This window comes from Chryseobacterium panacisoli (genome assembly GCF_008274625.1).
In the GTDB taxonomy this organism is placed as follows: domain Bacteria; phylum Bacteroidota; class Bacteroidia; order Flavobacteriales; family Weeksellaceae; genus Chryseobacterium; species Chryseobacterium panacisoli.
Window position 1 is genome coordinate 154775 of sequence record NZ_VTRU01000005.1, and the last position, 26089, is coordinate 180863.

Consider the following 26089-nt stretch of genomic DNA (forward strand, 5'->3'; position numbering starts at 1 on the left):
TTAAAATTGAATATTAGCACCTATCAGGAATGTTCTTGCCTGTGGATAGTAAGCTCTGTCTACACCAATAATATCCTGTTCGGAATTATTTCTTCCTGCAATTTCCGGGTCGTAACCGGTATATTTTGTGAAAGTAACAAGGTTCTCTCCAGTGATGTACAGTCTTACTTTGCTCATGCCGAAACGTTCGGTAACGTCCTTAGGAATAGTATAGCCTAACTGAACAATTTTCAGACGGACATAATCACCTTTCTGAAGATAATAATTTGACATCCATGAATAGTTATGGTTAGGGTCATTACGCGTAACTCTAGGATTATCGTTGGTAGAACCTTCACCTGTCCATCTGTCTAGGATTCTTGTCTGATAGTTGGCATCAAGCATATCCAATCTTCTCAGACCCTGGAAAATCTTGTTACCAGCCTGTCCTTGAGCGAACATCATTAAATCAAAATTCTTATAATTAAGATTTACTGTAAGTCCGAAAGTATATTTCGGGATAGAGCTTCCTAAGTTTACTTTATCTTCATCATCAATTTTACCATCTCCGTTGTTATCCTGCCAGATAAAGTCTCCCGGTTTTGCATCAGGTAGTAATTTTACTCCATTTGCATTTACATAGTTATCAATTTGTGCCTGATTTTGGAATACACCGCTATAAGTCTGTCCATAAAATGATCCGTAAGGTTGTCCTACTGCTACTCTGGAAACAGCTCCCATTGTTTGGAAAGAAGCAAGGTTAAAATATTTAATGTCATCTTCCAATCTAAGAACTTCATTCTTTATCGTAGCGAAGTTACCATTCACTGAAATTCCGAAATCTTCCCAGTTCTTTTTATATCCTAACTCAAGCTCCAGACCGGTATTCTGCATATCTCCTACGTTTGACCAAGGTAAATTCGGAACTCCTACATAGCCAGGAATATTGATCTGTCTAAGGATATCTGTTGTTTTCTTTTTGTACCAGTCGGCAGTAAGAGTGAAATTATTGAATAATTTTAAATCTGCCGCAATATTGAGCTGACTGGTCTGCTCCCATTTCAGGTTTGGATTTTCCAATGTACTTGGTGCATATCCAATGATGATATTATTACCTGAATTGGTATAGTTACTTCCTGAAACCATGAAGCTTGCAAATCTGAAGTTATCCATTTCATCATTTCCTAATACTCCGTAACCTCCTCTTAGTTTTAAGTTATTAATTACTTTGTTCTCCGGCCAGAAGTTTTCCTTATGAACATTCCATCCCAGGGACATAGATGGGAAAGTTCCCCAATGCTGATTGGTTGCAAATTTTGATGAACCATCTCTACGAATTGTTCCTGTGAATAAATATTTGTCCGCATAATCATAAATGATTCTACCAAAATAAGATGCTTTACGGGTTTGAATTCCATCCCATCCTGTTGCAGTAATATTATCCTGCGGAATATTAAAGTTGAAAGAAGCATCCTGCCAGTTATCAATAGGCAGATTACTATAGGTCAAACTAGCTCCGCCAGCAATGTTGTATCGGTAAACTCCCTGCCCAATCATAATGTTGATATTATGATCCCCAAACTTATTCTGATAGGTCAAAGTATTTTCCATACTCCACTCAAATTTATTTTCATCCACCTTATTCAGACTGTTGAAGCTGGTATTGTTATAGTTTGGACTTAAATAATATTTCGGGGTAAAAGAACGGCTTCCCCAATAGGATTTTTTACCGTTCAGGCTGGTTTTAAATGTAAAGTGATCGAGAAACTTAAGCTCGGCAAAAACATTTCCTACGAAATCATCAGACCAGCTATAATTTCCCTGTTGTATATGACGGAAAGCCTGCGGATTGGTCATTTCCTGATTTACATATCTTGAAATTCCATAGGGACGGCCTTCAGAATCACGGATGATATAAGGGTTGGTATAGCCACTCGGGTCTACCATTGACCAATCTGTTACAACAACGGGAGTGGTAGGATCCAGGTTAACTGCTGAAGCCAACGGTCCTCCAAATTCTTCGTTTGCACTTACTCCCTGGGACTTCACATGGGTGTATGCAAAGGTTTGGCCTATCGTCAGGTAGTCTGTAACTTTATGGGTTGAATTAAATCTAGCATTGATTCTTTTGTAATAAGAGATATCACTCAATACAATACCGGACTGATCAAAATATCCGAAGGACGTATAGTAGGTTGATTTTTCATTACCTCCTGTAATGCTTACTTCATGGGAAGATTTTTCACCTGTCCCGAAAATAGCATCCTGCCAGTTGGTTCCTTTACCAAATGATTCCGGATTAGCAAATCTGGGAGCTTGTCCATCATTAACGAAGCCTTCATTGATAATTTTAGCATATTGTGTAGCATCCAGAAGGTCCAGTTTTTTTGAAGCATTTGAAAAGCCATAGAACCCATTGTAAGAAAGAGTCAGTTTTCCTCTTTTCCCTTTTTTAGTAGTAACCAGAATTACTCCTTTTGCAGCAGAAACTCCATAAATTGCAGATGAAGCTCCATCTTTTAAGACTTCGATACTTTCGATATCAGACTGATTAAGCCATCCGATATTGTCCACCACAATCCCATCCACTACCCATAGAGGACTGTTGCTTCCCGCCCCAAAACTGGTAATACCCCTTACACGTACAGTAGCAGCAGCTCCTGGCTGTCCGGAATTGGTTACTACAGAAACTCCGGCTGCCCTTCCCTGTAATACCTGTTCCGGTTTACCGGATGGAATATTTTCTATATCGCTGGCTTTAATACTTGCTATAGCTCCGGTCACATTACTCTTTTTCTGAGTACCATAACCTATCACTACAACTTCGTCTATTTTGTTTTCTTTAGCAATTGTGTCCTTCGACTTGGTGGTCTGGGCACTGAAGTTGGCCGTAAAATAGAGGACGGCAACCACTCCTACGCTTCGTGATATTCTTACATTCATATACAGTTATTGTTTAATTCTCAAATTGAGACAATAAAAATATATTTTTTTTCAATTAATTAACATTCTATTCATAAATATTTTAATTTTTCTTTTATTTTTCAGGGTTAGAAGCCCTATCTTCGCATCAATATTTCATAAAATTTCACAAAAAAACAATAAAGAAGTCTCCCAAAATGATCATCAAGCTTTCTAAAATTTCTCTTCCGTTAAAACTTACCTTTCTTATTTTTTCAATGGTTTTGAACTGTATGGGATTGATCATTCTGCAGTTGGCCGAAGAGAAAATCACATACGGAGAATTGGGTTTTTTAGAATCATTTAAAGACCTGCCCATTGCTTTTATTTCTCTTTTTGCAGTAAGTTTTATCAATAAAACGGGAACAAAAAAAGCATTGATTTCGGCTTTGGTAATTGTCGGCTTTTGTTCTTGTCTGCTGCCGTTTATAGAAGTTTTTTGGTTTTTCAAATTGTGGTTTGCCATCATCGGAGCTTGTTTTGCGATTGGTAAAATCTGTGTTTTTGGGATTATCAGGAACAATATTTCGGATGAAAAGTCACTGGCAAAGACTATGAACAGTGTAGAAGCTTCTTTTATGATCGGAATCTTTGTAGTCAATACCTGCTTTGGATGGGTGGTATCAAGTGAATATTCTGAATACTGGAAATTTTGTTTTTTATTAATCGCTTTCTTATCGGCATTAACGATATTCCTATTATCAAAAATTAAAATTTCTGAGGCCAAACCTTTGGAAAATAAAAGTATATTCACTGAACTTTCAGGCTTTGTAACTCCTTCAATAATATTATTTCTTGGGGTTATATTTTTTATCGTTTTTGTAGAACAGGGGTTCAACTCCTGGCTTCCATCTTTTTATAAAAATCATCTGAAAGTCAATTCATTCTTTGCCCTTCAGGCTACTTCTTTTCTGGCAGTATTTTCTTATGCAGGAAGAACAATAACAGCCAACATTATCCGAAGATTTTCATTACCCGGCTACTATCTTTCATGCATGGCTTTCATTATTTCTTTATTGACAGTGATTGTAGGGGTACAATATTTTGATTCAGCAGATTCAAAGATAATTCTCTTCTTATTTCCGGTGATCGGGTTATTTTTGTCACCACTCTACCCTGTCATCAATTCAAAAATGATTGCGCAGATGGACAAGGAAAAAGTAAATTTATTCACCTCTCTTATTGTCATATTTTCTTCACTGGGCAGCTCTGTAAGCTCGATTATCATTGCTGTTCTGTTTGAAAAACAATTATTGAATTTTTATCCGTTATATATCTTATCTTTCGTAATTCTTCTTTTTGTGACTAGTTTGGTATTTTTTAACGTTTCAAAAAGAAAATAGTTTTATTTTTACAGCCATGAAAATCAAAGACACAAAAAGTAAAGAAACACTTCGGGAACTTATCGATACCAAAGATTTTGTTGCCCATATATCTGTTGACTGTACTATATTCGGCTTTCATAATAATATTTTGAAAGTCCTTCTTTTAAAGTATCACGATCTGGATCTATGGTCACTTCCAGGTGGTTTTGTTTTCAATGATGAAGATTTAAGGGAAGCTGCAGCAAGGGTTTTATTTGAGAGAACACATCTTAAAGATATATTTCTGAAACAGTTTCATACGTTTGGAAGAATAGACCGTACAGAAAATAATGTGCATCAGATCCTTCTTAACAATAAAGGAATTGAGGTGCCGGAAGATCACTGGATTTTTCAAAGATTCATTACAGTAGGTTATTGCAGCCTTATTGATTTTTCAATGGCGAATACTTTCCCTGACGCTTTCAATGAAAGTTGTGAATGGTTTGAGGTAAACAATTTGCCCAAGATGGCTTTTGACCATGACAGAATCATAGAGACAGGGTTAGAATACCTGCGGATGAATATCAATACAGAGGTGGCGGCCAGCAATCTGCTTCCTGAAAAGTTTACGATGAAAGATCTTCAGTCTCTTTATGAAACTATTTTAGGCCAAAAATTCAGAAGGAATAATTTCCAACGCAAAATTTTGAGCTTAAATATTCTTGACAGGCTGGAAAAACTGTATGATGGCTCAGCCAATAAAGCTCCCTATCTTTATAAATTTAAAAGTAAGGTTCACAATTCTACCAATCAGTATCCTATATCCAATGATGAGGAGGCTTAAAACACGGAATTTATTTTATAAACCAATAAAAAGAGCATTATCTGTCTGAAAACCAAACTTAAGATAAGTTTTCAAAAAAATTTTCAAGACACCACGAAAAATGTTACTTTTAACCAAATCAAAAAATCATGTCATATTATCCTCTTACAAGCATCCCTGATTATTATGGAATTGATGCTTTACTTACTGAAGAACACAAACTAATCCGCCAATCTGTAAGAGACTGGGTTGAAAGTTTTGTTATGCCGCAGATTGATCAGGCCGCTCAAAACCACACAGATATCCCTAATCTTATGAGAGAATTGGGAAAAATCGGGGCATTGGGACCTTATATCCCGGTTGAGTATGGCGGTTCAGGATTAGACCAGATTTCTTATGGTCTGATTATGCAGGAGCTGGAAAGAGGAGATTCTGCAGTACGTTCTGCTGCTTCGGTTCAGAGCTCTTTGGTGATGTTTCCTATCAACGAATTCGGTTCTGAGGAACAGAAAATGAAATATCTTCCTAAGCTTGCTGCCGGAGAAATGATCGGATCTTTTGGATTGACAGAACCTAACCACGGTTCAGACCCTGGTTCTATGGAAACATATTTTAAAGATATGGGAGATCATTATCTTTTGAATGGAGCTAAAATGTGGATTACCAACTCTCCTCTATGCGACATCGCTGTGGTATGGGCAAAAAATGAGGAAGGAAAAGTACAGGGATTGATCGTTGAAAGAGGAATGGAAGGATTTACTACACCTGAAACTCACAATAAATGGAGCCTAAGAGCTTCAAAAACCGGAGAACTGGTATTCAATGACGTAAAGGTTCCAAAAGAAAACCTTCTTCCAAAGGTAACAGGACTGAAAGGACCTTTGTCTTGTCTGAACTCTGCACGATATGGAATTTCATGGGGAGTAATTGGTGCTGCTATTGACTGCCACTGTACTGCTGTTCAGTATTCTAAGGAAAGAAAACAGTTTGGAAAACCCATCGGTTCTTACCAGCTTCAACAGAAAAAACTGGCTGAATTCTTGACAGAGATCACAAAAGCTCAGTTATTATGTCTTCAGTTAGGAAATCTTAAAAATGCCCATAAAGCAACTCCGGCTCAGATTTCTATGGCTAAGCGTAACAACGTTCATATGGCTATTGAAATTGCCAGAGAATCCAGACAGATCCTTGGTGGTATGGGAATCATGGGTGAATTCCCAATGATGAGACATGCTGCTAACCTGGAGTCTGTGATTACTTACGAAGGAACGCATGATGTTCACTTACTGATCACCGGATTAGACATTACGGGAATTAACGCTTTCTAAAAAAAGACAAAATATATAAAAAGAGTCTGGCCGAAGGCCAGACTCTTTTATTTTACTCACATTGCAGAGAATTGATATTCAATGAATAATTGTTGATGTCGTAATATTTTTACGTATTTATTAAAGTCATTACCTTAATACCATACAAAATACATCAATATGAGAAAAATTACAACTTTTTTACTGGGCCTTGCCGCCCCATTCTACTTTGCACAGCAGGCTGGAGATGTCGTAAGTGCGGAACAGAAACTGGATTTAACACCACAGGGAGTCATTAATTTTATCGCCAATAATCTCGGTGATCAGGATGCTCCGGAATTCGCAGGCTATCTGAACAGTTTTAATGTGGGACTAAAGGGCTACAAGATTACTTATTACACCAAAAATGAAAACAATGTTCTTGTAAAAGCTACAGGACTGCTTATGTATCCCAATGTAGGGTTCAAATTGTCAACAGTGGTATCAGATCACGGAACAACAGACAGCAGAAATAATGTTCCATCCAATTTTAAGGGAGCGTTAACAGCAGGATTTGTTGTTGAATTGTCTTACGTACTCAATTGTTACATTTTAATGGCTCCTGATTATGTAGGGATGGGAACCGGAGACGGAGTTCACCCTTATGTAGACTACGCCACTGAAGCAGGCGCAACCATAGATTTCATCACTGCTGCCAATAAAGTACTGGGTCAGTTAGGGGTTAAGCGCTATGATGAATACTTTTTAGCCGGATATTCCCAGGGAGCCCACGCTGCAATGTCTACTTTAAAAAGATTGAGCATTTCAAATCCTAATAATATCAAATTCAAATATGCCTATATGGGCGACGGGCCGTATGATTTCTCCGGAGTTACTTTAAATAAAGGAGTTCTGGAAAAAGATATTTACCCGTTTACTTCATTCCTGGCCAACGTTCTTCATACCTGCAACAATACAGGATATAAAACATATAATAACAACATTTCAGAAGTCATTTCTGCAGAATATCTTGACAAATACAATTATCATGTTGTTCAGGATAACGGCGGCCTTTTATGGGGACCTGTGATATGGAGAAAACTCTTTACAACCAGCTTCGTAAATGATGTCACCAACAATCCAAATAACAAGCTAAGACAGTGTATGAAACCTAAGGATGTTTACGACTGGTACAACAAAACACCTATGACATTGGGGCATTCTACTGTTGATTTAGCCATTCCGCCTGAAAACACTTCTAAAGCCATTGATGTTCAGCGTGGATATTATCCTTGGTGGGATCTGAACAAATACAAACTGGATTCTTTTTACTGGGGACCACTGGGACATGTTGGAGGAATTCTTCCATTCACTCTGGCTTCCAATGCCAAATTCAATACGCTGAGAAGTGGCGGACTTCTTAATGAATGGGCAATTGCAGGATCTATTTTCGGCAAACAGTCAGCAGAGAGAACTAATGAAAAGCCTGCTCCTTTTTCTTCACAAATACAGCCGGATTTGGGCAATATGCAGCTGGTTGAAATCACAGATTTTAATAAAGAAAAAATTCAAAGCAGAACAGCCAATGAACATAGCTTATCAACTTTAAAAGACGGAGTTTATCTATTGAAAGTATCAGAAAACAACGAAAATAAAATAATTCCATACATCAAAAATACACCTAAAGAAGTTGCTGAAAACGAAATCGTACAATCTGCGAACTCATCAATTTTACAATTGAAAGTTAATCAGGATGAACTTACAACTGTGAATATTTTTGATGAAAATAAAACCCTGATCAGAAGCATTTCTCAAAAACAATATCATGAAGCTGGCGGAATCAATGTTCAGGATCTCGAAAATAAAAATTATACTTTTGAAGTGGTTACTCCCTATTACAATCTTCAGTTTAATAAAGCAATTGGAGGCACACCAGCTTCTGAGAACAGTACCGATATTTTCACTCAAAAGCAGCAGATTATTGCAAAAGCCGGCAATGATATTAAAAATATCAGCATTTACAGTATTTCCGGTTCTCTGGTCGTTCAGCAGGAAGTCAATAAGCCATTATTTGAATCCAGAAATTTAGAATCCGGTGTATATCTGGTACAACTCACTCTTTCTAATGGAAAAGTCATTCATAAAAAAGTAAAACTGTAGAATCAATCACTCTTCTATATCTCATTTCAAGTTAATTTTTGGCACTTCAGCAATGAAGTGCTTTTTATTTCCAAGGATAACAGATCAATAAATATTGATAAAATACTGATATAAAAAACAATAAAAACTCTTACTTACATTTTTAATTTAAGCAATAAAGTCCGATACTTATTAAAATTTGAAGCCAATACTGAAATAGATTCTTGAAAAATCAAGCTGATTGTTTCTTGAAACATTTATACTTATAGGACCGATGAGAGATTCATACCCAAGGTTCACACCATACCCAAACATATCAAAACTGTTATTAAAAGGAGAAAGCTCTTCGCTTACTTTTCCATAGCTGAAGGAAGGAGTAAGATAGAGTTTTTTCATAATTCTATACTGCAGGGATACCGCCGCCTTAGCAACCGAAGTCATAGGAAGTTCTTTCTGACGAAGGCCATTGAATTCAGGGCTTAAAAGATCATTATTATATTCACTTCCTCCAAGATTATATTTCTGATTCAGGAAAAGATAGGGAACCTGATCATCTCTCTTTGATCCAAAACTTGCTCCCAAAAACACATTTGCTTTTACTGTCAGTCTTCGTGTGATCGGATAAAAATAATTCTCATTCAAAGTAAAAGAAATAAGGTTTTTAGGTTCGTAATAATAAGAATCTTTAGGATTTAGTATCAGATACAGAAGAGGCTGTACTGTATTCAGATCGTAAAGCTCATACTGATCTCCGTAATAAAATCTTGTGCTCACCTGAAGATGATTCCCTTTTGTAGTAAAATATCTTTTATTAAGATTGTTCTGTTCAAACTTCAAAAATGTGTTGAAATTGCTGTGGTTATACAGTTTCTTACTGTAATTATCCACTTTCGACTGATCCACTTTATCCAGTAAACTATACATTCTTTCCGTACTGAATTCTGTTCCCAGTGACAGGTAAGCATTGGGGCTTACATTATAATTCAAAGCAATCTTTCCGGTTATATTTCGGTACATATGGTTAGGAAAACGGTCACTGCCATCATCATTTACATCATATAATCTGAAGTTCAGATCATTACTTTTAAGATTAATCATTTTAGCTTCCAGATCCAGCCACAAACGCTCACCACTGTCCAAGAACTGCTGATATGCCAGTTTAGCCTTAAAACGTTCGGAAATATCTACCGTTGCCAGAAATCGAGATCTGTTCAGAAGAATATTCCTGTAAGTATAATTAACAATAATCCCTACAGACTGTTCCGTATCATAGTGCAGAGCCAGTTTAAAAGCCCCTTTTTTTGCTCTTTTCACGAAAACATTCATTACAAGACCATCATTTTCATTCGTGTAAGTATAATACACCTTTACATACTGACGCATTCCGAATACTCTGTCTATGGCTTCATTTACGGTTTTTGCATCATAATACTTCCCTTCCGTCAGCCCCATTTGCTTTTTAAGCACTTCAACCTCCGCAGCATCGTTAATAGGAGTTCCGTCTTCTTCATTAAAAGTAAATTTTACAGTAGGCAGTTTCACCTCTTCAATCATCTGATGCTCATATTGAATTCCGGCTTTTCTCTGAGCTTCTGCCAAGGCTACAAACTCGGGAAGGTGTTTTCTCGCTTCTACCTCTCCAATTTTGATGATCCTCCTGAATTTTGCAAAATCCTTCGTTGTAATTTCGCCCAGCGGATCTACAAAATCTACCAATACGTTAGACAGCTCCTTTTGATGTTTAAAATCCTCTACCGAGCGGATGGCATGGGTCTGATAAATCATCTTCATCGGATTTTCAATTTCTTTCTTGGTAAAAAGCCTGAAGCCCGTATACCCTCCGATCACAAAATCCGCTCCCATTTCCCGGACCTCATTGGCTGGATAATTACGATCCAATCCACCGTCGACTAAAAGCTTCCCATCAATATAAACGGGTGCAAAAGCTGCAGGAATTGCCAATGTAGCACGAATAGCCAGCGGTAAAGAGCCTTGCTTCTGCATGATCAGACCACCGTTTTCAATATCGGAAGAAGTAAGCTGAACAGGAATCTTCAGTTTGCTGAAATCATTGATATGTTTTGCGTTGAAAGTAAGTGTATTAAGAACTTCTCCCATATACTGCCCTTCAATATACGAGCCTGGGAGAGTCGGAAATCCTTTAACTACAGGAAATTCAAGAATGTATTTGTCATACTCGTCTTTTTCGCTGATATTGACTTTGCTGTATGGGATTTTATTGCTCAGAATCCTGTTCCAGTCCATTTTATAGATCGTATTCTTCAGTTGGTCCGCATTATACCCCATTGCATACAAACCTCCTAAAATCCCACCCATACTTGTTCCTGTAATGTAATCTACTTTGATTCCCAATGAATCTATCATCTTCAAAATCCCGATGTGTGCAAACCCTTTTGCACCGCCGCCACTGAGGGCAAGGCCAAATTTAGTGTCTTTGGTCACATTCTGAAGGGCAATATTCAGGGAATCATTCTTTTGCTGGGACTTGATAATAAGAGAGAACGCGATGGCAAAAAATATCAGGATCTTTTTCATTGGTGATTCTTGGTGTATCCGATTGAAACTTTAAAAGTTATAAAGAGTAAAGATACACAAAAAACCGCCTGCTTTACGGCTGCTCTCACGAAGAAAATTAATGTATTTCAGCCTATCTTTTTAAATAATTAATCTGTTGATGTTCAATCAAAACAAATCACTCAATCAAATACCAAGTAATTTTAATATGTTTTTATGGTTTCCACAAAATTAACATCCGGATTCAGGATTTCAAGAATCAGGCTTTTGACCGACTTCATTGCATCATCAATATTTCCTTTGTCAAACTGCAGGGAAACCATTCCTTTTTTAGCATCTGCAAAGCTCCATATTCCTGTTTCGATCGGGTATCCCCAAAATTCCGGAAGATGCTGCACCACATAATGGTAAATACAAAGCTGAAGCGCCTGTTTTCTTTCGCTGTTATGGAAATATTCAGCTACATTATCTCCATCAATTTTTACACTGAGATTTTTGATTTTGGCTGTTTTATAATCAATAATTCTTAAAGTCCCGTTCAGTTTATCAATACGGTCAATGAATCCGAAGAAAGAGATTTTATCATTTCCGTCGAGAGGAAAATCGATGCTTTCAAACCTTCTTTCGATGTCAATAATCTCCAGTTTATTTCCCTGTTTTATCAATTCAAGATCATGAGTAAGGATATTTTCAATCACTTTTTTAGCAATTGCTTTATGAATATAATTCATTCCTTTCTCATAGAATTCCGGCTGGTGTTTCAGCTTTTCAATGGCAATATTTATATATTGATCTATTGCTTTAACTGAATCTTTTAAATCACTTTCTTTTAAAACCTTACCCTTCAATACCTCATACACTTCTTGAAGAGAATAATGGACCAGATTTCCGTAATTTTTCACAGAAAGTTCTTCTTCAATTTCATCTGTTTCCGAAGTATTCAAAATCTTGGAAAGGTAAAAATCAATCGGATTATAAAGGTAACTTGTAAGGTGGGATGCGGATACTTTTTCCTTCCATTTCTGAAGACGGTCCTGTACAATCTGCGTCTTGGAAATTTCTATAGGTTTGGTGGTAATAGGCTCAGAAGAATTTTCAATAATCAGATGTTCAATCTCATGTGAGCTCTCCATTTCAATCTGCGTAATGAAACGGCTCTTCTCCCCTGTATTCACTCCGGAACTTAAAGCGTTATATAGCAAATGTACATTCTTAGCATCCTGAATCAGTCTGTAAAAGTGATAGGCATAAATGCTGTCATTTTCAAGGAAGGTATGAAGATCAAAAAACCTTCGGATATCAAAAGGAATATAAGTATTCTGGGAATTTCCGAGCGGCAGTTTTCCTTCATTGACAGAAAGCAGGATAACGTTTTCAAAATTCAGGAGACGGGTCTCCAGCAATCCCATGATCTGCAATCCTCTCAATGGTTCCCCCTGAAAATCTATACTTTCAGAATTGATATGCTGGTTGATCAGAATTTCCAGCGTTTCCATTTTAATTTCAATATTGTAGGGGGTCAGCTGATTTTTGATAATTCTGAATGCATTTTCAAAGTGAGAAACATTCTCATACTGAATATCGTCTATTTCAAGCCATTTTACCTGCTGACAGAACGTAATAAGCATATCAAGATAAACATTGGTTCCCTCAGCTTTTTGAAGAAGGTTAAAATATGATAACCCGCTGAGCAGTTCATAGAGAAGTTTTTTAGAAATATATACTATATTCCGTTCTTCTATTTTGGCTTTAAAATCATTGATAACCAGCTCGTCTTCATCAGATTTAGGCAGTTCTTCCAGAATCGGAAAAATATCTCTGTAATAATAGGAGGATTTATTTTTTTCCAGCTGTTTCTGCAGATAAAAAAGTCTTTTCACAGCATTGGAGAAGGATAAGTTTTTCAATGGAAATCCCATCGTAATATTCAAATTATCAACCCCATGCATCACATCCAGGCTGGCGGGAAGAAGGTTTTCATCCAGCAATACCACTGCTGTATTGGAATAGGTTTTATTATTGATTTCCTTAAATATTTCGGGCAGTACCTTGGTCTGGGTCACATTCCCGGATACTTCGTATACTTTAATTTTTTTAGGTTGGCTAAAGTCATCTTCTATCCATTGAAAAGTCCTGTTTTCATCAAATTCTTTCCAGGTTTTATGATTTCTCAGAAACTTTCCGGCCTCTTGTCTTTCATCATCGAAATAATAATGGTCTGCCTGGAAGAAACATTGCGCTTTATTCCATTTCAAAAGACCTCTTACCAGCTTTTCCTCCACCGGAGTAAAGGCGTTGAACCCACAAAAGACAAATTCTTCTTTGGTATTTTCAGCAAAATCAGCAATCTTAGCTTTAGCTGCCTCATGAATCATTCCGGAAGTTGCCCAGTTTTTTTCCTGGAGCCTCTCTTTCAAAACAGGGAGAAAAACATTCATATTCTGCCAGAAATTAAGAAACTTCTTTCTGGGTACATCATCATCCTCGCCAAGATCCTGAGCCCATTCTTTGATCCTTTCCTCATCAAACATATACTGCAGAACGGCCTGATCACTATCTGAAAATTTGAGAATATCATCCCAATCCTTCTGCAGAGTAGGAAACCACTTCAAAAAGTCCGAAAAATCATCCCTGGGAATAAGATTCAGACTTCTATACACATCAAATGAGAAAAGCCACAGCGGGATTCCCTGAATCGACTGCTGATCTGCAATTTTATTGATGAGTTCTTCTATGGTAAAAAAATTGGGAAGAAGCCCTGAATAATTATTTTCCTCCAGGATCTGTCTGATAAACACAATGGGACGTTTTCCGGGCAGAATGATATTAAACGCAGAAAGGTCCGGGTTTTGCGCTAGCAGTTCGTGAATGATCTTATTGAGGAATTTCAAGGGGCTTGATAGCTTTTTAAGTTGTCTAGTTGTTCAGAAATCGTATTATTATATTCTGCCTGTTTTTCTTTATTGATTCCATGACGGGTTTCTCTGTCATAGGCCATCTGGAAGTTTTGATAATCGGTGGATATCCCGTCATAAATTGTTTTGAAGTACTTGTTATAATCACCGGAAGTCCTGATTTTTTCAGCGACAGCCTTTCTGAATTTTCTTACAAATAATTCTGCAATATCAAAGTGTTTCTGTTCATGAAGAAGTATGTAATCATCTATTTTTTTAATATCCTTCCAGGATTTCTCTTCGTTAAATATGGTGGTAATGGTAATGGTAACCGGCGCTTTTGGATTGGAAGATTTTATAGAGGAAAATTCCCATCCGCAATGGGTATACGCTGCTACATCGGGATTATTTTTCTTATTCACCGGACTTTTAAAATTATCCCAGGTCAGTTTTCTGCCTTCTTCCCAGGTAATCTTTTGCCCGAATACCATCGCAGCGGCCAATAAGCACAATACAAAAGTCCATCTCATTATTCTACCACAATTGTTTTCGTAATCCAGTTATTTCCTCCGTTCCAGAATTTAAAAGTATAGGTTCCTTTTCTCTGCGGACTGAAGTTGATCTGATTGGCTCCTACATAACTTCCCTGTGTACAAGGCCCGTTTGTGATATATTTGTAGGAAGTCACCGTTCTTTCAAGATTAGTATTGTAAATATAATCATAGCCGTAAAAGCCATCACAATGAGACGGATAGGTGGAATACGTTTTTATGCTCTGTATTGCAAAAACGGCCATCGTGTCATTGACGATTTTTACGCTGTCTATTTTGATCTTATCGATAGATTCGATTGTATGGTAATCGTCATCATTACACGAAACCAGAAGCCCGCCAAACAGTAATACTGAAAGTCCAATATTTAAAAGTTTTTTCATAACCTTTAATTTTCTGATTATTAACAAATATTAGCAAAAATTATTCCTTATTTACATAAAAATCAGGAATTAAAATTACCTTTTGATACATAAACTACTTTTTTAGTATCAAAAAATTCTTCATCAAAATAGTGTTTAAGGTTGAAAATTTCACATTTAATTCCGGCCAGTTCTTCTGCAAGATCACCGCCTTTTAAATATAAAATCCCGTTATGTTTAGGGTTAAACTGTTCTTTTTCAAACTTCCCTTTCAGCCATCTTAAAAATTCCGGCATCTGGGTTACCGCTCTGCTGACTACAAAGTGGAATTTTTCTTTGAGTTTTTCTGCTCTTCCGTGGATAGCCGTTACATTCGTCAATCCTACGCCTTCCGCTACAGCCTGTACCACACTGATTTTCTTACCGATAGAATCAATCAGCGTAAATTCTGTTTCAGGAAACAGGATCGCCAGAGGAATTCCCGGAAAACCTCCTCCGGTTCCGATATCCAGGACTCTTGTTCCCGGAGCAAATTCCATCACTTTTGCAATTCCCAAAGAGTGGAGAATATGCTTTTCATACAGCGACTCCATATCTTTTCTGGAAATTACATTGATCTTTTCATTCCATTCGTTGTACAGATTTTCCAATTGCGAGAACTGTTCTTTCTGTTTTTCAGTAAGATCCGGGAAATATTTTAATAGTAACGATGCAGACATGTGAATTATTATAAACAGCAAAAATAAGTTTTATTTCTCTTGTATTCAAATCTACTTTTCCCTGCAGGCCCTGTTTCAGGTTTTTCAGCAGAGATCATTACTTCGCAATACCCGGAATTACAGGAACGTTCAGGTTTCCGGACTGGCTGACTGTCTGTACGGCAAAAATATAATTGTCTTTGGAAAGCGGAACTTTAATAGAAAGCTCTTTTGTAAATATTTTTTTCTGCCATACCGGACTGTCTGTTTCCCGTGCCAGCACATAATACCCTGCCGGAGTTCCTGATTTTGGCTTTTCCCAATGGAGGGTTGTGGAATTCGTTAATTCTTTGACATCCATTTCTGCTTTTTCAGGTTTTGAAGTGGATTTGGCAAGACTGGCAAGTACAGCAATGTTTGCAGCCACATTCTTCTTCAGATATTTAAAATCTATAAATTCAGGCAGATCACCATATTGCTTATTATTTTCTACTCTTATATCCTGATGCTGATGATCGTAATTTTCGTAATACTCAGTCAATCTTACTGAAGGAAATCCGTTATTGACAAAGCTGGTATGATCTCCTCCGCGCAGAAACCTGTCATTTCTGTAGATCAGTTTTATTTCAAGTCCTTTAACGTACTGTTCTGTAATTTCTTTAATATATCTCGCCAGCTGTCTGGATTCGCTGTCATTTTCAAAACCCAGATTCCTGATTGTCATTGCCTTTTTATCCAGATCTTTATAAGGCAGGCCTTCACTGAATACGCGGAGTGTACGGGTATTGATTTCTCCTGTTTCCCCTGCTTTCGGATTGCCAATCATATCATTGTTCAGAACGGCTTCCAACTGCAAATTTTCTCTCTTCATTTTTTCTGCCAATTGTTTAGATCCCAGCAAGGATTGTTCTTCTCCGGAAAAAGCCACAAAGATAATGGAGGTCGGAAATGAAGATCTGCTTAATATTCTTGCAGATTCAATAACGGCACTTACTCCGCTGCCGTCATCATTGGCTCCGGGCGCCTTGGAGGTTCTGTTCATTACATCTGTTACCCTCGAGTCAAGATGCCCGCCGATCAGAAATATTCTTTTGTCATTCGGATCTGTACCTTTCAGGAAAGCAACAGCATTTCCAAGATTGACTGGTTTATCAATTCGTTTTCCATCCGGCTGAAGATCTTCCTGCTGAAGGTACACTTCCATTCTGCCTCCGGAATTTTTTGCATACTCATTGAATTTTTTCACAACCCAGTTTCTTGCTGCTCCTATCCCTTGTTTTGGATCATCTGTTGTACTCAAAGTATGTCTGGTCTCAAAACTTACCAGTCTGCCGATGTAGGATTTTAATGAATCTTCATTTACCTGCGAGACATATTTCTTCACTTCATCATCTTTTGAGTACCGCTGAGAAAAGGCAGTACAGGAAATCAGCAATAAAAAAACGGAATATTTCATAGAATGGTCTTTGATTGTTTAAAGATACGAAACCCTGAACTTCAGAAGCACTTTTTATTTACCCTAAATTTTCACTTATTCTCTATTATTGATTGTCATTTGATCAAAACAAGTTACAACTGCTTATCCCTGTCAAAGTAACATAATGATCCCAACAAGGAAAAATCTGTTCAAAACCTGACAAAAATCTTTTAAGTAACCCCTACTTTTATTACCCCCAAAAGACGTTTTTATTATATATTTGTTAAAATTCAAAAAGTACATGGATAAACTTTCAGATAGAGTAAAAAGATTAGGATACTCACAGACATTTGTAATGTCTAACAAAGCCAGAGAAATGAAAGCCAGCGGAATAGATGTGATCAGCTTAACTCTTGGTGAACCGGATTTCGATGTTCCGGACAATATCAAACAGGCCGCTTTTGATGCCATCAACCAAAACTATAGCCACTACTCTCCCGTACCCGGATTTCTGGAACTGCGTGAGGCTATTGCTTACAAATTAAAAAGAGATAATAACCTGGAGTACAAACCTACCCAGATCTGTGTTTCAAATGGAGCTAAACAAGCGATTCTGAATGTTCTGGCATCCATTATCAACGATGGAGATGAAGTGCTTCTTCCTGCTCCGTATTGGGTAAGCTATGATGAAATGGTAAAAATGATGGGCGGAACTTCCGTAATGCTCCCTACGTCTTATTTAACGGACTTTAAAGTAACAGCAGAACAGCTTGAAGAAGCTATTACAGAGAAAACCAAAGCGGTACTTTTCAGTTCTCCATGTAATCCGTCAGGTGGATATTATACGTATGACGAATTAAAATCCATCGCTAAAGTGATCGCTAAATATCCTCAGGTAACGATAATTTCTGACGAGATTTACGAATATATCAATTACGAAACAAAAACAACTTCTATTGCACAGTTCCCGGAAGTATATGAACAGACTGCAGTAATCAACGGAATGTCAAAAGCATTTGCCATGACAGGATGGAGAATAGGTTATTCTGCATGTCCGGAATGGCTGGCAAAAGCTTGTGAAAAAGTACAGGGACAGATGACCAGCGGAGCCAATACCATGGCACAGAGAGCCTCTATTACTGCGTTGAAAACAGATCCTTCTGAATACAGATATATGATTGACGCCTTCAAAGAAAGAAGAGATCTTGTGTATGAACTGATCAAAGAAATCCCGGGATTTAAAGTACTGCTTCCTAAAGCCGCATTTTATTTCTTCCCGGATATTTCGCACTATATCGGAAAAACCCTGAACGGAACCGAAATTAAGAACTCTGATGACTTTGCCATGTTCCTTCTGGAAAATGCTCATGTAGGCTGTGTTGGCGGATTCTCTTTCGGAAGTCCGGAATGTATCAGATTCTCTTATGCTGCCTCTGAAGAAGATTTGAGAGAAGCCATGAAGCGAATCAAAAATTTACTGGAACAATTCAACTAACAAATTAATAACCAAAATAAAGCACAACAGCAATGAATCTGTTAAAAAAACTAACCATCGCAACCAGTATTGCCGCTGCAAGTTTTGCAGGATATGCTTTTGGCCAGGATTTCCAGTGGAAAGAGGGAAATTCTAATGGCTACAAGTATAAATACGTTACCAATGACCCTACTTCCGCAAGGTATTACACCTTAAAGAACGGATTAACAGTTATTTTAAGTCCAACAAACAAGGATCCGAGAATACAAACGTATATTGCCACTAAGGCAGGAAGCAAAACAGACCCTGCAGATCACACGGGTCTTGCCCACTATCTGGAGCATATGCTTTTCAAAGGAACCAATCAGTTCGGATCTAAGGACTGGGCAAAAGAAAAACCTCTTTTAGACCAAATTGACGCTCTTTATGAAAAGTACAACCAGACTAAGGATGAAGCTAAAAGAAAAGAAATCTATAAAGAGATTGACAAAGTTTCCGGAGAGGCTGCAAAATATGCAATTGCGAACGAATACGACAAAATGATGGCCGGTATGGGAGCTGACGGAACTAATGCCTTCACTTCCTTTGAACAAACGGTGTACACAGAAGATGTGCCGTCCAATGTTCTTGACAAATTTCTTGCTGTACAGGCTGAAAGATTCAGAGAGCCTGTTTTAAGACTCTTCCACACAGAGCTTGAAGCCGTATATGAAGAAAAAAACAGATCTCTTGATGATGATGGAGATAAAGTTTTCGATACGATGTTTGCCAACCTTTTCCCTAACAACAATTACGGAAAGCAGACAACCATCGGAACGATTGAACATTTGAAGAATCCTTCTTTACACGCTATCCGAGAATATTACAACAATTATTACGTTCCCAACAACATGGGAATCATCATGTCCGGAGATTTTAATCCGGATGAAGTGATTGCAAAAATAGACAAGGCTTTCTCTTATATGAAGCCTAAAGCTATTCCTGAATATAAAGTAGGACAGGAAAAACCCATTACTGCTCCCATTGTAAAAGAGGTTACAGGACCTAATCCTGAAAATGTAATGCTTGGTTTCAGATTTCCGGGCGCTTCTACTAAAGATGCAAGAATGCTGAACCTTGTTGGAAACATGCTTACCAACGGGCAGGCAGGATTAATTGACCTTGATCTGGTAAAAAAACAAAAATTATTGGGAGCATATGCAGGTTCTTATGCTTTAAAAGATTATTCGGTATTACTTTTACAGGGAAAACCAACTGAAGGACAGTCTCTGGATGAAGTAAAAAATCTTCTTCTTCAGGAAATTGATAAATTAAGAAAAGGGGAATTTTCTGATGATCTTATTCAGTCTATTGTCAATAACGAAAAGAAAGGTATTATTCAGAAGGATGAAAAATATTCATCAAGAGCAAGCATCCTGATGGATGAATTTACTTCAGATATTGACCATAAAGCATCCTTGGAATATGTTGACGAAATTTCCAAACTTACAAAGAAAGATATCATGGACTTCGTCTCCAAATATCTTCAGAATAACAACTATGTTGCGGTTTATAAAAGAAAAGGGGAAGACAAGAGCATTGTAAAAGTTGACAAACCAACAATTACGCCTGTTTCTGTAAACAGAGAAGACCAGTCTCCTTTCCTTAAGAAGATTGATGAAATGCCCGAAAACCCAATCGCTCCGGTATGGTTGAATTATGATAAAGACATCGCTAAAAACAAATTGGCTGATGTAGATGTACTTTCTGTAAAAAATACAGACAATGCTCTGTTCAGAATGTATTATCACTTTGATTCCGGAAAATGGAACAACAAAATTCTTCCTATAGCAGCAGAATATCTTCAGTATTTAGGAACCAAAGACAAATCTTCAGAAGTAATCAGCAAAGAATTTTATAAACTTGCTTCAAGCTTCAATGTAGGCGCCGGAAATGAAGAAACTTATGTTTCTCTTGAAGGTTTAAATGAAAACTTTGATAAAACCATTTCTTTATTTGAAGATCTGATTAAAAACTGCCAGGCAGATCAGGCAGCTCTTGATGCTTACAAAACAAGACTGAAAAAAGCCAGAGCCAATGCAAAGCAGAATAAAGGAACCATTATGGCCGGATTAAGAAGCTATGCTCAATATGGTGCACAGAATCCATTCAACAATGTATTGAGCGATGCTGAACTTGACGCCTTAAAAGCAGAAGATCTGATTAATGTTCTTCATGATTTGTTTAATTTCAAGCACAAGGTATTATACTATGGTCCGAAATCAGGAAACGAAGTGGTTGCCTCTCTAAAACCTGTCCACAAACTTCCTGCAACGTTGAAAGACCTACCTAAGTCTAAGACTTTTGCTCAGATCCCGACTGATAAAAATAAAGTATTGTTTGCCCATTATGACATGGTACAGGCAGAGGTTTTCTGGGTAAGAAACGCAGACCAGTACAACCCTTCAACAACTCCTACTGTAAGCTTGTTCAACAACTACTTTGGAGGCGGAATGGGATCTATTGTTTTCCAGACGATCAGAGAATCCAAGGCGCTGGCCTACTCTACCTATTCTTATTTTGCACTTCCAAGCAAGAAAACAGACAAGGATATGATTATGGCGTATGTAGGAACGCAGGCAGACAAATTCAATGAGTCTACAACGGCAATGAATGAACTTTTAACAACGCTTCCAAAATCTGAACAGTTATTTGAAACAGCAAAAAGCGGATTGAAAAAATCTATTGCTTCTGAAAGAATCACTCAGGACGGAATCATCTTCTCTTATCTGAAATCTCAAAGACTCGGAAACAATTTCGACATGAGAAAGAACGTCTACGAACAGGCACCAAAACTGTCTTTTGCAGACATCAATACATTCCATGATAAGGAAATGAAGAACAAAAACTACACATACTGTCTTGTTGCATCTCAAGATAAAGTAAATGAGGCCGATATGCAGAAATTAGGTGAGGTAAAAAAACTTAATTTAACCGAAGTATTTGGTTACTAAAATAAACAAAAAGCCCTGATATCAGGGCTTTTTGTTTAACAGCATGTCAAAAACAATTATAGATTTTATTTATCAACATTTATTTGTTCGATAGATGAATCTTTTATACCTTTGCCACAGAAATTTAAATATAAAAACAGAAAATTATGTCTTTAGTAGGAAAAAAATTCCCAAATTTAACAATTGACGCAATGTCCGAAATGGGTGACGATTTAAGAATCAACATCCTTGATGAAGCAGTAAACAACCAGCAAAAAGTTCTTTTATTCTGGTACCCTAAAGATTTCACTTTCGTATGCCCTACTGAGCTTCACGCTTTTCAGGAGGCTTTAGGTGAATTCGAAAAAAGAAACACTAAAGTAATCGGTGCATCTTGTGATACTAACGAAGTACACTTCGCATGGTTGAACACACCAAAAGATAACGGAGGAATTGAAGGAGTAACTTACCCACTTTTAGCTGATACTCACAGACAATTAGCTAATACATTAGGAATCGTGGATCAGGATTTTGAATATAATGAAGAAGGAGAAGAAGTTTTCACAGGTTCTAACGTAACTTACAGAGCAACTTACCTTATCGACGAAACTGGAAAAATTTTCCACGAAGCGGTAAACGATATGCCTCTTGGAAGAAACGTAAAAGAATTCTTAAGATTAATCGACGCTTACACACACGTTCAAAAACATGGTGAAGTATGCCCTGCAAACTGGGAAGAAGGAAAAGATGCAATGAAAGCTGACAGAACTTCTACAGCAGAATACTTAGCTAAGAACTAATATAATGTGTTAATTTGAAAATGAGATAGCTTGAAAGCTGATCTCAGGATTATTGAAAGTTATCTCATTTTCTTCTTTACAAAAACATTGGCACATTTTCCAATTAACAAATTTTCAAATTACGATCATGTACACAGAACTAACCGAAGATACATTACAAAATATAGTTAACGACAACGAAAAAGTAGTTGTTCAATATGGCGCAACATGGTGCGGAAACTGCAGAATCATGAAGCCAAAATTCAAAAAACTGGCATCTGAAAATGATACTATTCCATTTTTATATGTAGATGCTGAAAAGCTTCCTGAAAGCAGAAAATTAGCAAAAGTGGACAACTTACCTACTTTCGCCATCTTTAAAAACGGAGAACTGGTCAACCAGGTTCAATCTAACCAGACAGAAAGTTTAATTAACCTTTTTAACGAATTAGCATAATGAAATTACCCGTAATCAGACAGTTTTATCAGAATCAGACTCCTGAAAACCTTGAAAAAACATTAGAAGTACTGGAAAGTTTCTGCGAATTCAGAGGAACAAGCGAAGAAGACTTAAATGTTGCAGGAGAATTAATTACCAACATTTGCGGAGCTTTAGAAGTTCACGCCAACGTACAGAACGGAATGAGCGAAAAAGATGCATTAAACTCATTTGCTCAGAAGGTTTTAGGATCAATCGACAAATAATATCTTTTGATTATTTTTAATTAAAAGATTATAAAAAACACATACCTACAATACCTGAGGTTTTCCTCATTACTATACTTTTTTCTATTCTTTAAGAATCTTTTATTTCAACTGTAAAATGTACTTCAAAGGACTTTAACCGGTCACATGAGGCTGGAAGTTGTATGAAAAATTTCAAGGAATAACCAATTAAAATCCCGGTGATATTTTCATCAGGATTTTTTGGTTTAAATTCCCAAAGACCACAAATATAACACAAATGTTTTACACAAATTTCACAAATAGGACAATAGTTATCAAATCATCAAAACTACATGTAATCATCTGTGTCAATCTGTGAAATCTGTGGTTAAAAAAATGGCTGAATGGTAAAAATTTCGGCTGAAGCCATCGGAAGATTCTATAAAGACAAACGGGCTAAAGCCCGTTCCTATTGAATCTGTGTTATCTGTGAAATCATTTGCACCATTTATATTAAAAAAAGAATCCCGATGAAAAATCACCGGGACTATTATTATAAAGATAAAATCAACTTATCTATTAGTTTCTTCTGCTCATCAGAATACTCAGAATATACCAGAATAAAAGCATAATTGAAGCAAAAAGCTGTAATGCCGCTCCTACATATTGGTTCGTTCCATAAGAGTCTTTCAATTTACTTGTCTGATATAAAATAGTAGCCGAAGCCAGGATTACCATTCCTACTGAAAACCATAATCCAAGGTTAAAACCAAAGATCATCCCTGCTACAATCAGTCCGATGGAAATAAACCCACCAATCACAATGATATTTCTTAAAAAAGAAAAATCTCTTTTAGAAGTAAATGCTACTGCTGAAATACCTGCAAACATTGCAATCGTTAAAGTTGCAGCCTGAAAGATTATATTTGATCCTCCTTGTATATTTGTAGCAATAAAAAGCAGAGGCATAAAAATAATTGCTTCCAAAAAGATGTAAAATCCTAGTCCTAAATACTGAGTAGATTTACTTTGTGAAAGCGACCATTTAGAAGCTAAAACAGAAGCTAACCAGAAAACTCCAATGATTAGCAACCAGATATATCTCTGACCAAACATCATTGCGATAAGCTCTGCCGGAACAGTTTTCAATAATATCGTTTCAACTCCAATAAATGCAAGAATAGATAAAGCAACATGCAAATACGTCTTCTTGTAAAAACCCGCCTTCTCCACATCCGAAGAATGAGCGACTAAAACATCTGTCATCATAGTTAATATTTTTTTAGTTAATCGAAAATAAATTTTTAATCTTATTTCGCAGGCAATACGCCAAGAATTTTTCCGTCATCCTCAAATACAGCTGTAATAGCCTCTTTGGAAGATGATTCTCCTGCATATTTATACTTAATACTTGGATGATTGATACCATCCATCGTTTTGTAATATCCTGCTTTTAAGATTTCAAGCTTTTTATTGGGATCAATACCGTCTTTGACTTTTTTAAGAACATCATCCGTTACAATTTCCTTTACCTTCTCAGAAAGCAGTCCGTCGATGGTCTTACGGTCAGAAGCCTGCAGAGCATCAACAAACTTAAGAAAGTTATCATTGTAAAGACTTACTTTCTCCTTGCTTATAGCAGCCGGCTGCTCTTTTTTCTGGTTACCCTCAACCTTTACACCTGCTACTTTCTGAGCAAACATCAATTGTGCACCCACAAGAGCAATTCCCAGCAATAATTTTTTCATAGTATTCATTTTTGTTATCTGGTGAAATAAGTGATGGAAGATACGAAAATCAGACCAGTTCTAAAAATTTCATGGTATCCACATTATCTGCATAAGTATCAAGACCCGGATTTTGTGCTTCTCCAAACGGAATAGCATTCAATCCCAACTCCTCTTTAGACACCACACACTGAATATTTTCTTCGTTTTCAGCAATAAATGCTTTTACATCATCCAAAGACTCATATCTGCTGAAATTGATTACAGAAAGCGGACTGAAAAGTTTATCATCTTCTTTCAGCATTACAAAATTATTATCCCAGAATTTATCCTGATTCAAAAGATAAACCGCCCTGTTATAATCATAATTATTGGCATATTTATTATGATTGATAATATCCTGGTATTCTAAGAAATTTTCAAACAATCTGTCAATGACAAAATCCTGCGGAATGAAAATTCGCGTCACATTCCTGCATCCAAGTCCAAAATACTGGAAAATATCTTTTGCTAACAGCTGCAGTTCTGCGTCCGTTTCATCACCTTTCAACACAGCAACAGAAGTTCTGTTTTTACGGATAATGCTTAAATGATTCTTGAAATAATATTCCAGATATCTGGCCGTATTATTACTTCCGGTAGCGATTACAGCATCAAAATTTTCTAATTTCTCTACAAATTCAAACACTACACTATCGTTGGAGAATTCATTCCATTTCTTTAATAAAAACGGAATCATGCGCTTATCCTTTGAAGAAAGTTTAATAACAGGAATATGATTGCCTAAAACAACAGACATCACATCATGAAAACCTACCAAAGGAATATTTCCGGCTAAAATAAGTCCAACTCTTTTTGATATTTTAGAGGTTGAATAATTTCCAAGCCAATTTTTAATATTTTCTTCAGTCAGAAGATCTGCCCATTGCTGTAAAGCAAATTTCTGATTATCAATAGTAAACCACGGATTCTCTATTTCAGACCTTTTCAACAATAATTCAATATCTGCATCATCTTCATTGTGATCTTCCGGTTTCTTCGCTAAAAACGCTTTTATATAATCACTTAATTTAATAAGTCCTAAAACTTGATTTTCGGTATTCATAATTACTTTAAAATTGGGGAATATTTTGTAATTTTGTGCAAATTTAAAAAAAATTAGCGATGGCTATTAAAATAACTGATGAATGCATTAATTGTGGGGCTTGCGAACCGGAATGTCCAAACAATGCAATATATGAAGGAGCTGTAGATTGGAAAGCTTCTGACGGTACGGCTCTTCAAGGTACGATTACAATGCCGTCGGGACTTACTGTAGATGCAGATTCACCACAGGAACCTGTAAGTGATGATGTATATTTCATTGTAACTGATAAATGTACAGAATGTAAAGGATTCCATGAAGAACCTCAGTGTGCAGCGGTATGCCCTGTAGACTGTTGTGTTCCTGACGAGGATCACGTAGAATCTGAAGAAGCTCTTCTTAACAAAAAAGCATTCTTACACGGCGAATAAAAAAATT

Annotated in this window: 20 protein-coding genes; 10 read left to right on the forward strand and 10 right to left on the reverse strand. The window is 36.8% G+C overall.

What is annotated here, in order from left to right; all coding sequences use genetic code 11:
• On the reverse strand, positions 1–2922 hold the full coding sequence (locus FW781_RS18145) for a SusC/RagA family TonB-linked outer membrane protein (protein ID WP_149388709.1): 2922 nt from the start codon (positions 2920–2922) through the stop codon (positions 1–3).
• A 176-nt stretch (positions 2923–3098) separates the two neighbouring features.
• Here FW781_RS18145 and FW781_RS18150 point away from each other — a divergent pair, with 176 nt between their 5' ends.
• From FW781_RS18150 to FW781_RS18165, 4 genes are all read left to right on the forward strand, one after another.
• Positions 3099–4283: an MFS transporter gene (locus FW781_RS18150; protein WP_228720229.1), complete on the forward strand. Its 1185-nt coding sequence runs from the start codon at positions 3099–3101 to the stop codon at positions 4281–4283.
• A gap of 16 nt (positions 4284–4299) precedes the next feature.
• Positions 4300–5088, forward strand: a complete 789-nt coding sequence (locus FW781_RS18155; protein WP_149388710.1) for an NUDIX hydrolase — start codon at positions 4300–4302, stop codon at positions 5086–5088.
• A 128-nt stretch (positions 5089–5216) separates the two neighbouring features.
• Positions 5217–6395, forward strand: a complete 1179-nt coding sequence (locus FW781_RS18160; protein ID WP_149388711.1) for an acyl-CoA dehydrogenase family protein — start codon at positions 5217–5219, stop codon at positions 6393–6395.
• Positions 6396–6554: 159 nt separating this feature from the next.
• Positions 6555–8513, forward strand: a complete 1959-nt coding sequence (locus FW781_RS18165; RefSeq protein WP_149388712.1) for a T9SS type A sorting domain-containing protein — start codon at positions 6555–6557, stop codon at positions 8511–8513.
• 171 nt (positions 8514–8684) lie between these two features.
• On the opposite strand, the gene FW781_RS18170 is transcribed toward FW781_RS18165, so the two are convergent.
• The 6 genes from FW781_RS18170 to FW781_RS18195 form a co-directional block, all read right to left on the reverse strand.
• Complete coding sequence (locus FW781_RS18170) at positions 8685–11048, reverse strand: patatin-like phospholipase family protein (RefSeq protein ID WP_149388713.1); 2364 nt, start codon at positions 11046–11048, stop codon at positions 8685–8687.
• Positions 11049–11230: 182 nt separating this feature from the next.
• On the reverse strand, positions 11231–13918 hold the full coding sequence (locus FW781_RS18175; RefSeq protein ID WP_149388714.1) for a PD-(D/E)XK nuclease family protein: 2688 nt from the start codon (positions 13916–13918) through the stop codon (positions 11231–11233).
• Positions 13915–14451, reverse strand: coding sequence for a DUF922 domain-containing protein (locus FW781_RS18180; protein ID WP_149388715.1), 537 nt, complete (start codon positions 14449–14451; stop codon positions 13915–13917). The genes FW781_RS18175 and FW781_RS18180 overlap by 4 nt, the downstream gene beginning before the upstream one ends.
• Positions 14451–14855 (reverse strand): hypothetical protein, encoded by a 405-nt coding sequence (locus FW781_RS18185; protein WP_149388716.1) that lies wholly within the window; start codon positions 14853–14855, stop codon positions 14451–14453. The genes FW781_RS18180 and FW781_RS18185 overlap by 1 nt, the downstream gene beginning before the upstream one ends.
• 62 nt (positions 14856–14917) lie before the next feature.
• The gene (gene rsmG / locus FW781_RS18190) at positions 14918–15553 is read right to left on the reverse strand and encodes a 16S rRNA (guanine(527)-N(7))-methyltransferase RsmG (protein ID WP_149388717.1); all 636 of its coding nucleotides are present in this window, start codon (positions 15551–15553) and stop codon (positions 14918–14920) included.
• Between the two features lie 97 nt (positions 15554–15650).
• Complete coding sequence (locus FW781_RS18195; protein WP_149388718.1) at positions 15651–16988, reverse strand: M20/M25/M40 family metallo-hydrolase; 1338 nt, start codon at positions 16986–16988, stop codon at positions 15651–15653.
• 262 nt (positions 16989–17250) lie between these two features.
• Between FW781_RS18195 and FW781_RS18200 the strand changes: the two genes are divergently transcribed.
• From FW781_RS18200 to FW781_RS18220, 5 genes are all read left to right on the forward strand, one after another.
• A complete protein-coding gene (locus tag FW781_RS18200) occupies positions 17251–18444 on the forward strand; it encodes a pyridoxal phosphate-dependent aminotransferase (RefSeq protein ID WP_149388719.1) in 1194 nt (397 codons plus the stop codon).
• Positions 18445–18476: 32 nt separating this feature from the next.
• Positions 18477–21416 (forward strand): M16 family metallopeptidase, encoded by a 2940-nt coding sequence (locus tag FW781_RS18205; protein ID WP_149388720.1) that lies wholly within the window; start codon positions 18477–18479, stop codon positions 21414–21416.
• Between the two features lie 146 nt (positions 21417–21562).
• Positions 21563–22195, forward strand: a complete 633-nt coding sequence (locus FW781_RS18210) for a peroxiredoxin (RefSeq protein WP_047098363.1) — start codon at positions 21563–21565, stop codon at positions 22193–22195.
• Positions 22196–22322: 127 nt separating this feature from the next.
• Positions 22323–22631, forward strand: coding sequence for a thioredoxin family protein (locus FW781_RS18215; protein ID WP_047384463.1), 309 nt, complete (start codon positions 22323–22325; stop codon positions 22629–22631).
• Positions 22631–22879 (forward strand): DUF6952 family protein, encoded by a 249-nt coding sequence (locus FW781_RS18220; protein ID WP_002980002.1) that lies wholly within the window; start codon positions 22631–22633, stop codon positions 22877–22879. The genes FW781_RS18215 and FW781_RS18220 overlap by 1 nt, the downstream gene beginning before the upstream one ends.
• A 540-nt stretch (positions 22880–23419) precedes the next feature.
• Here the strand turns inward: FW781_RS18220 and FW781_RS18225 are convergent.
• The 3 genes from FW781_RS18225 to FW781_RS18235 are packed head-to-tail and all read right to left on the reverse strand — an operon-like array spanning position 23420 to position 25672.
• Positions 23420–24109, reverse strand: a complete 690-nt coding sequence (locus FW781_RS18225; protein ID WP_149388721.1) for a Bax inhibitor-1/YccA family protein — start codon at positions 24107–24109, stop codon at positions 23420–23422.
• A gap of 41 nt (positions 24110–24150) precedes the next feature.
• Positions 24151–24588 (reverse strand): peptidylprolyl isomerase, encoded by a 438-nt coding sequence (locus FW781_RS18230; RefSeq protein ID WP_228720230.1) that lies wholly within the window; start codon positions 24586–24588, stop codon positions 24151–24153.
• Positions 24589–24637: 49 nt separating this feature from the next.
• On the reverse strand, positions 24638–25672 hold the full coding sequence (locus tag FW781_RS18235) for an acyl-CoA reductase (protein ID WP_149388723.1): 1035 nt from the start codon (positions 25670–25672) through the stop codon (positions 24638–24640).
• A gap of 59 nt (positions 25673–25731) precedes the next feature.
• Here FW781_RS18235 and FW781_RS18240 point away from each other — a divergent pair, with 59 nt between their 5' ends.
• On the forward strand, positions 25732–26082 hold the full coding sequence (locus FW781_RS18240) for a 4Fe-4S binding protein (protein WP_089691080.1): 351 nt from the start codon (positions 25732–25734) through the stop codon (positions 26080–26082).
• Positions 26083–26089 lie beyond the last annotated feature (7 nt).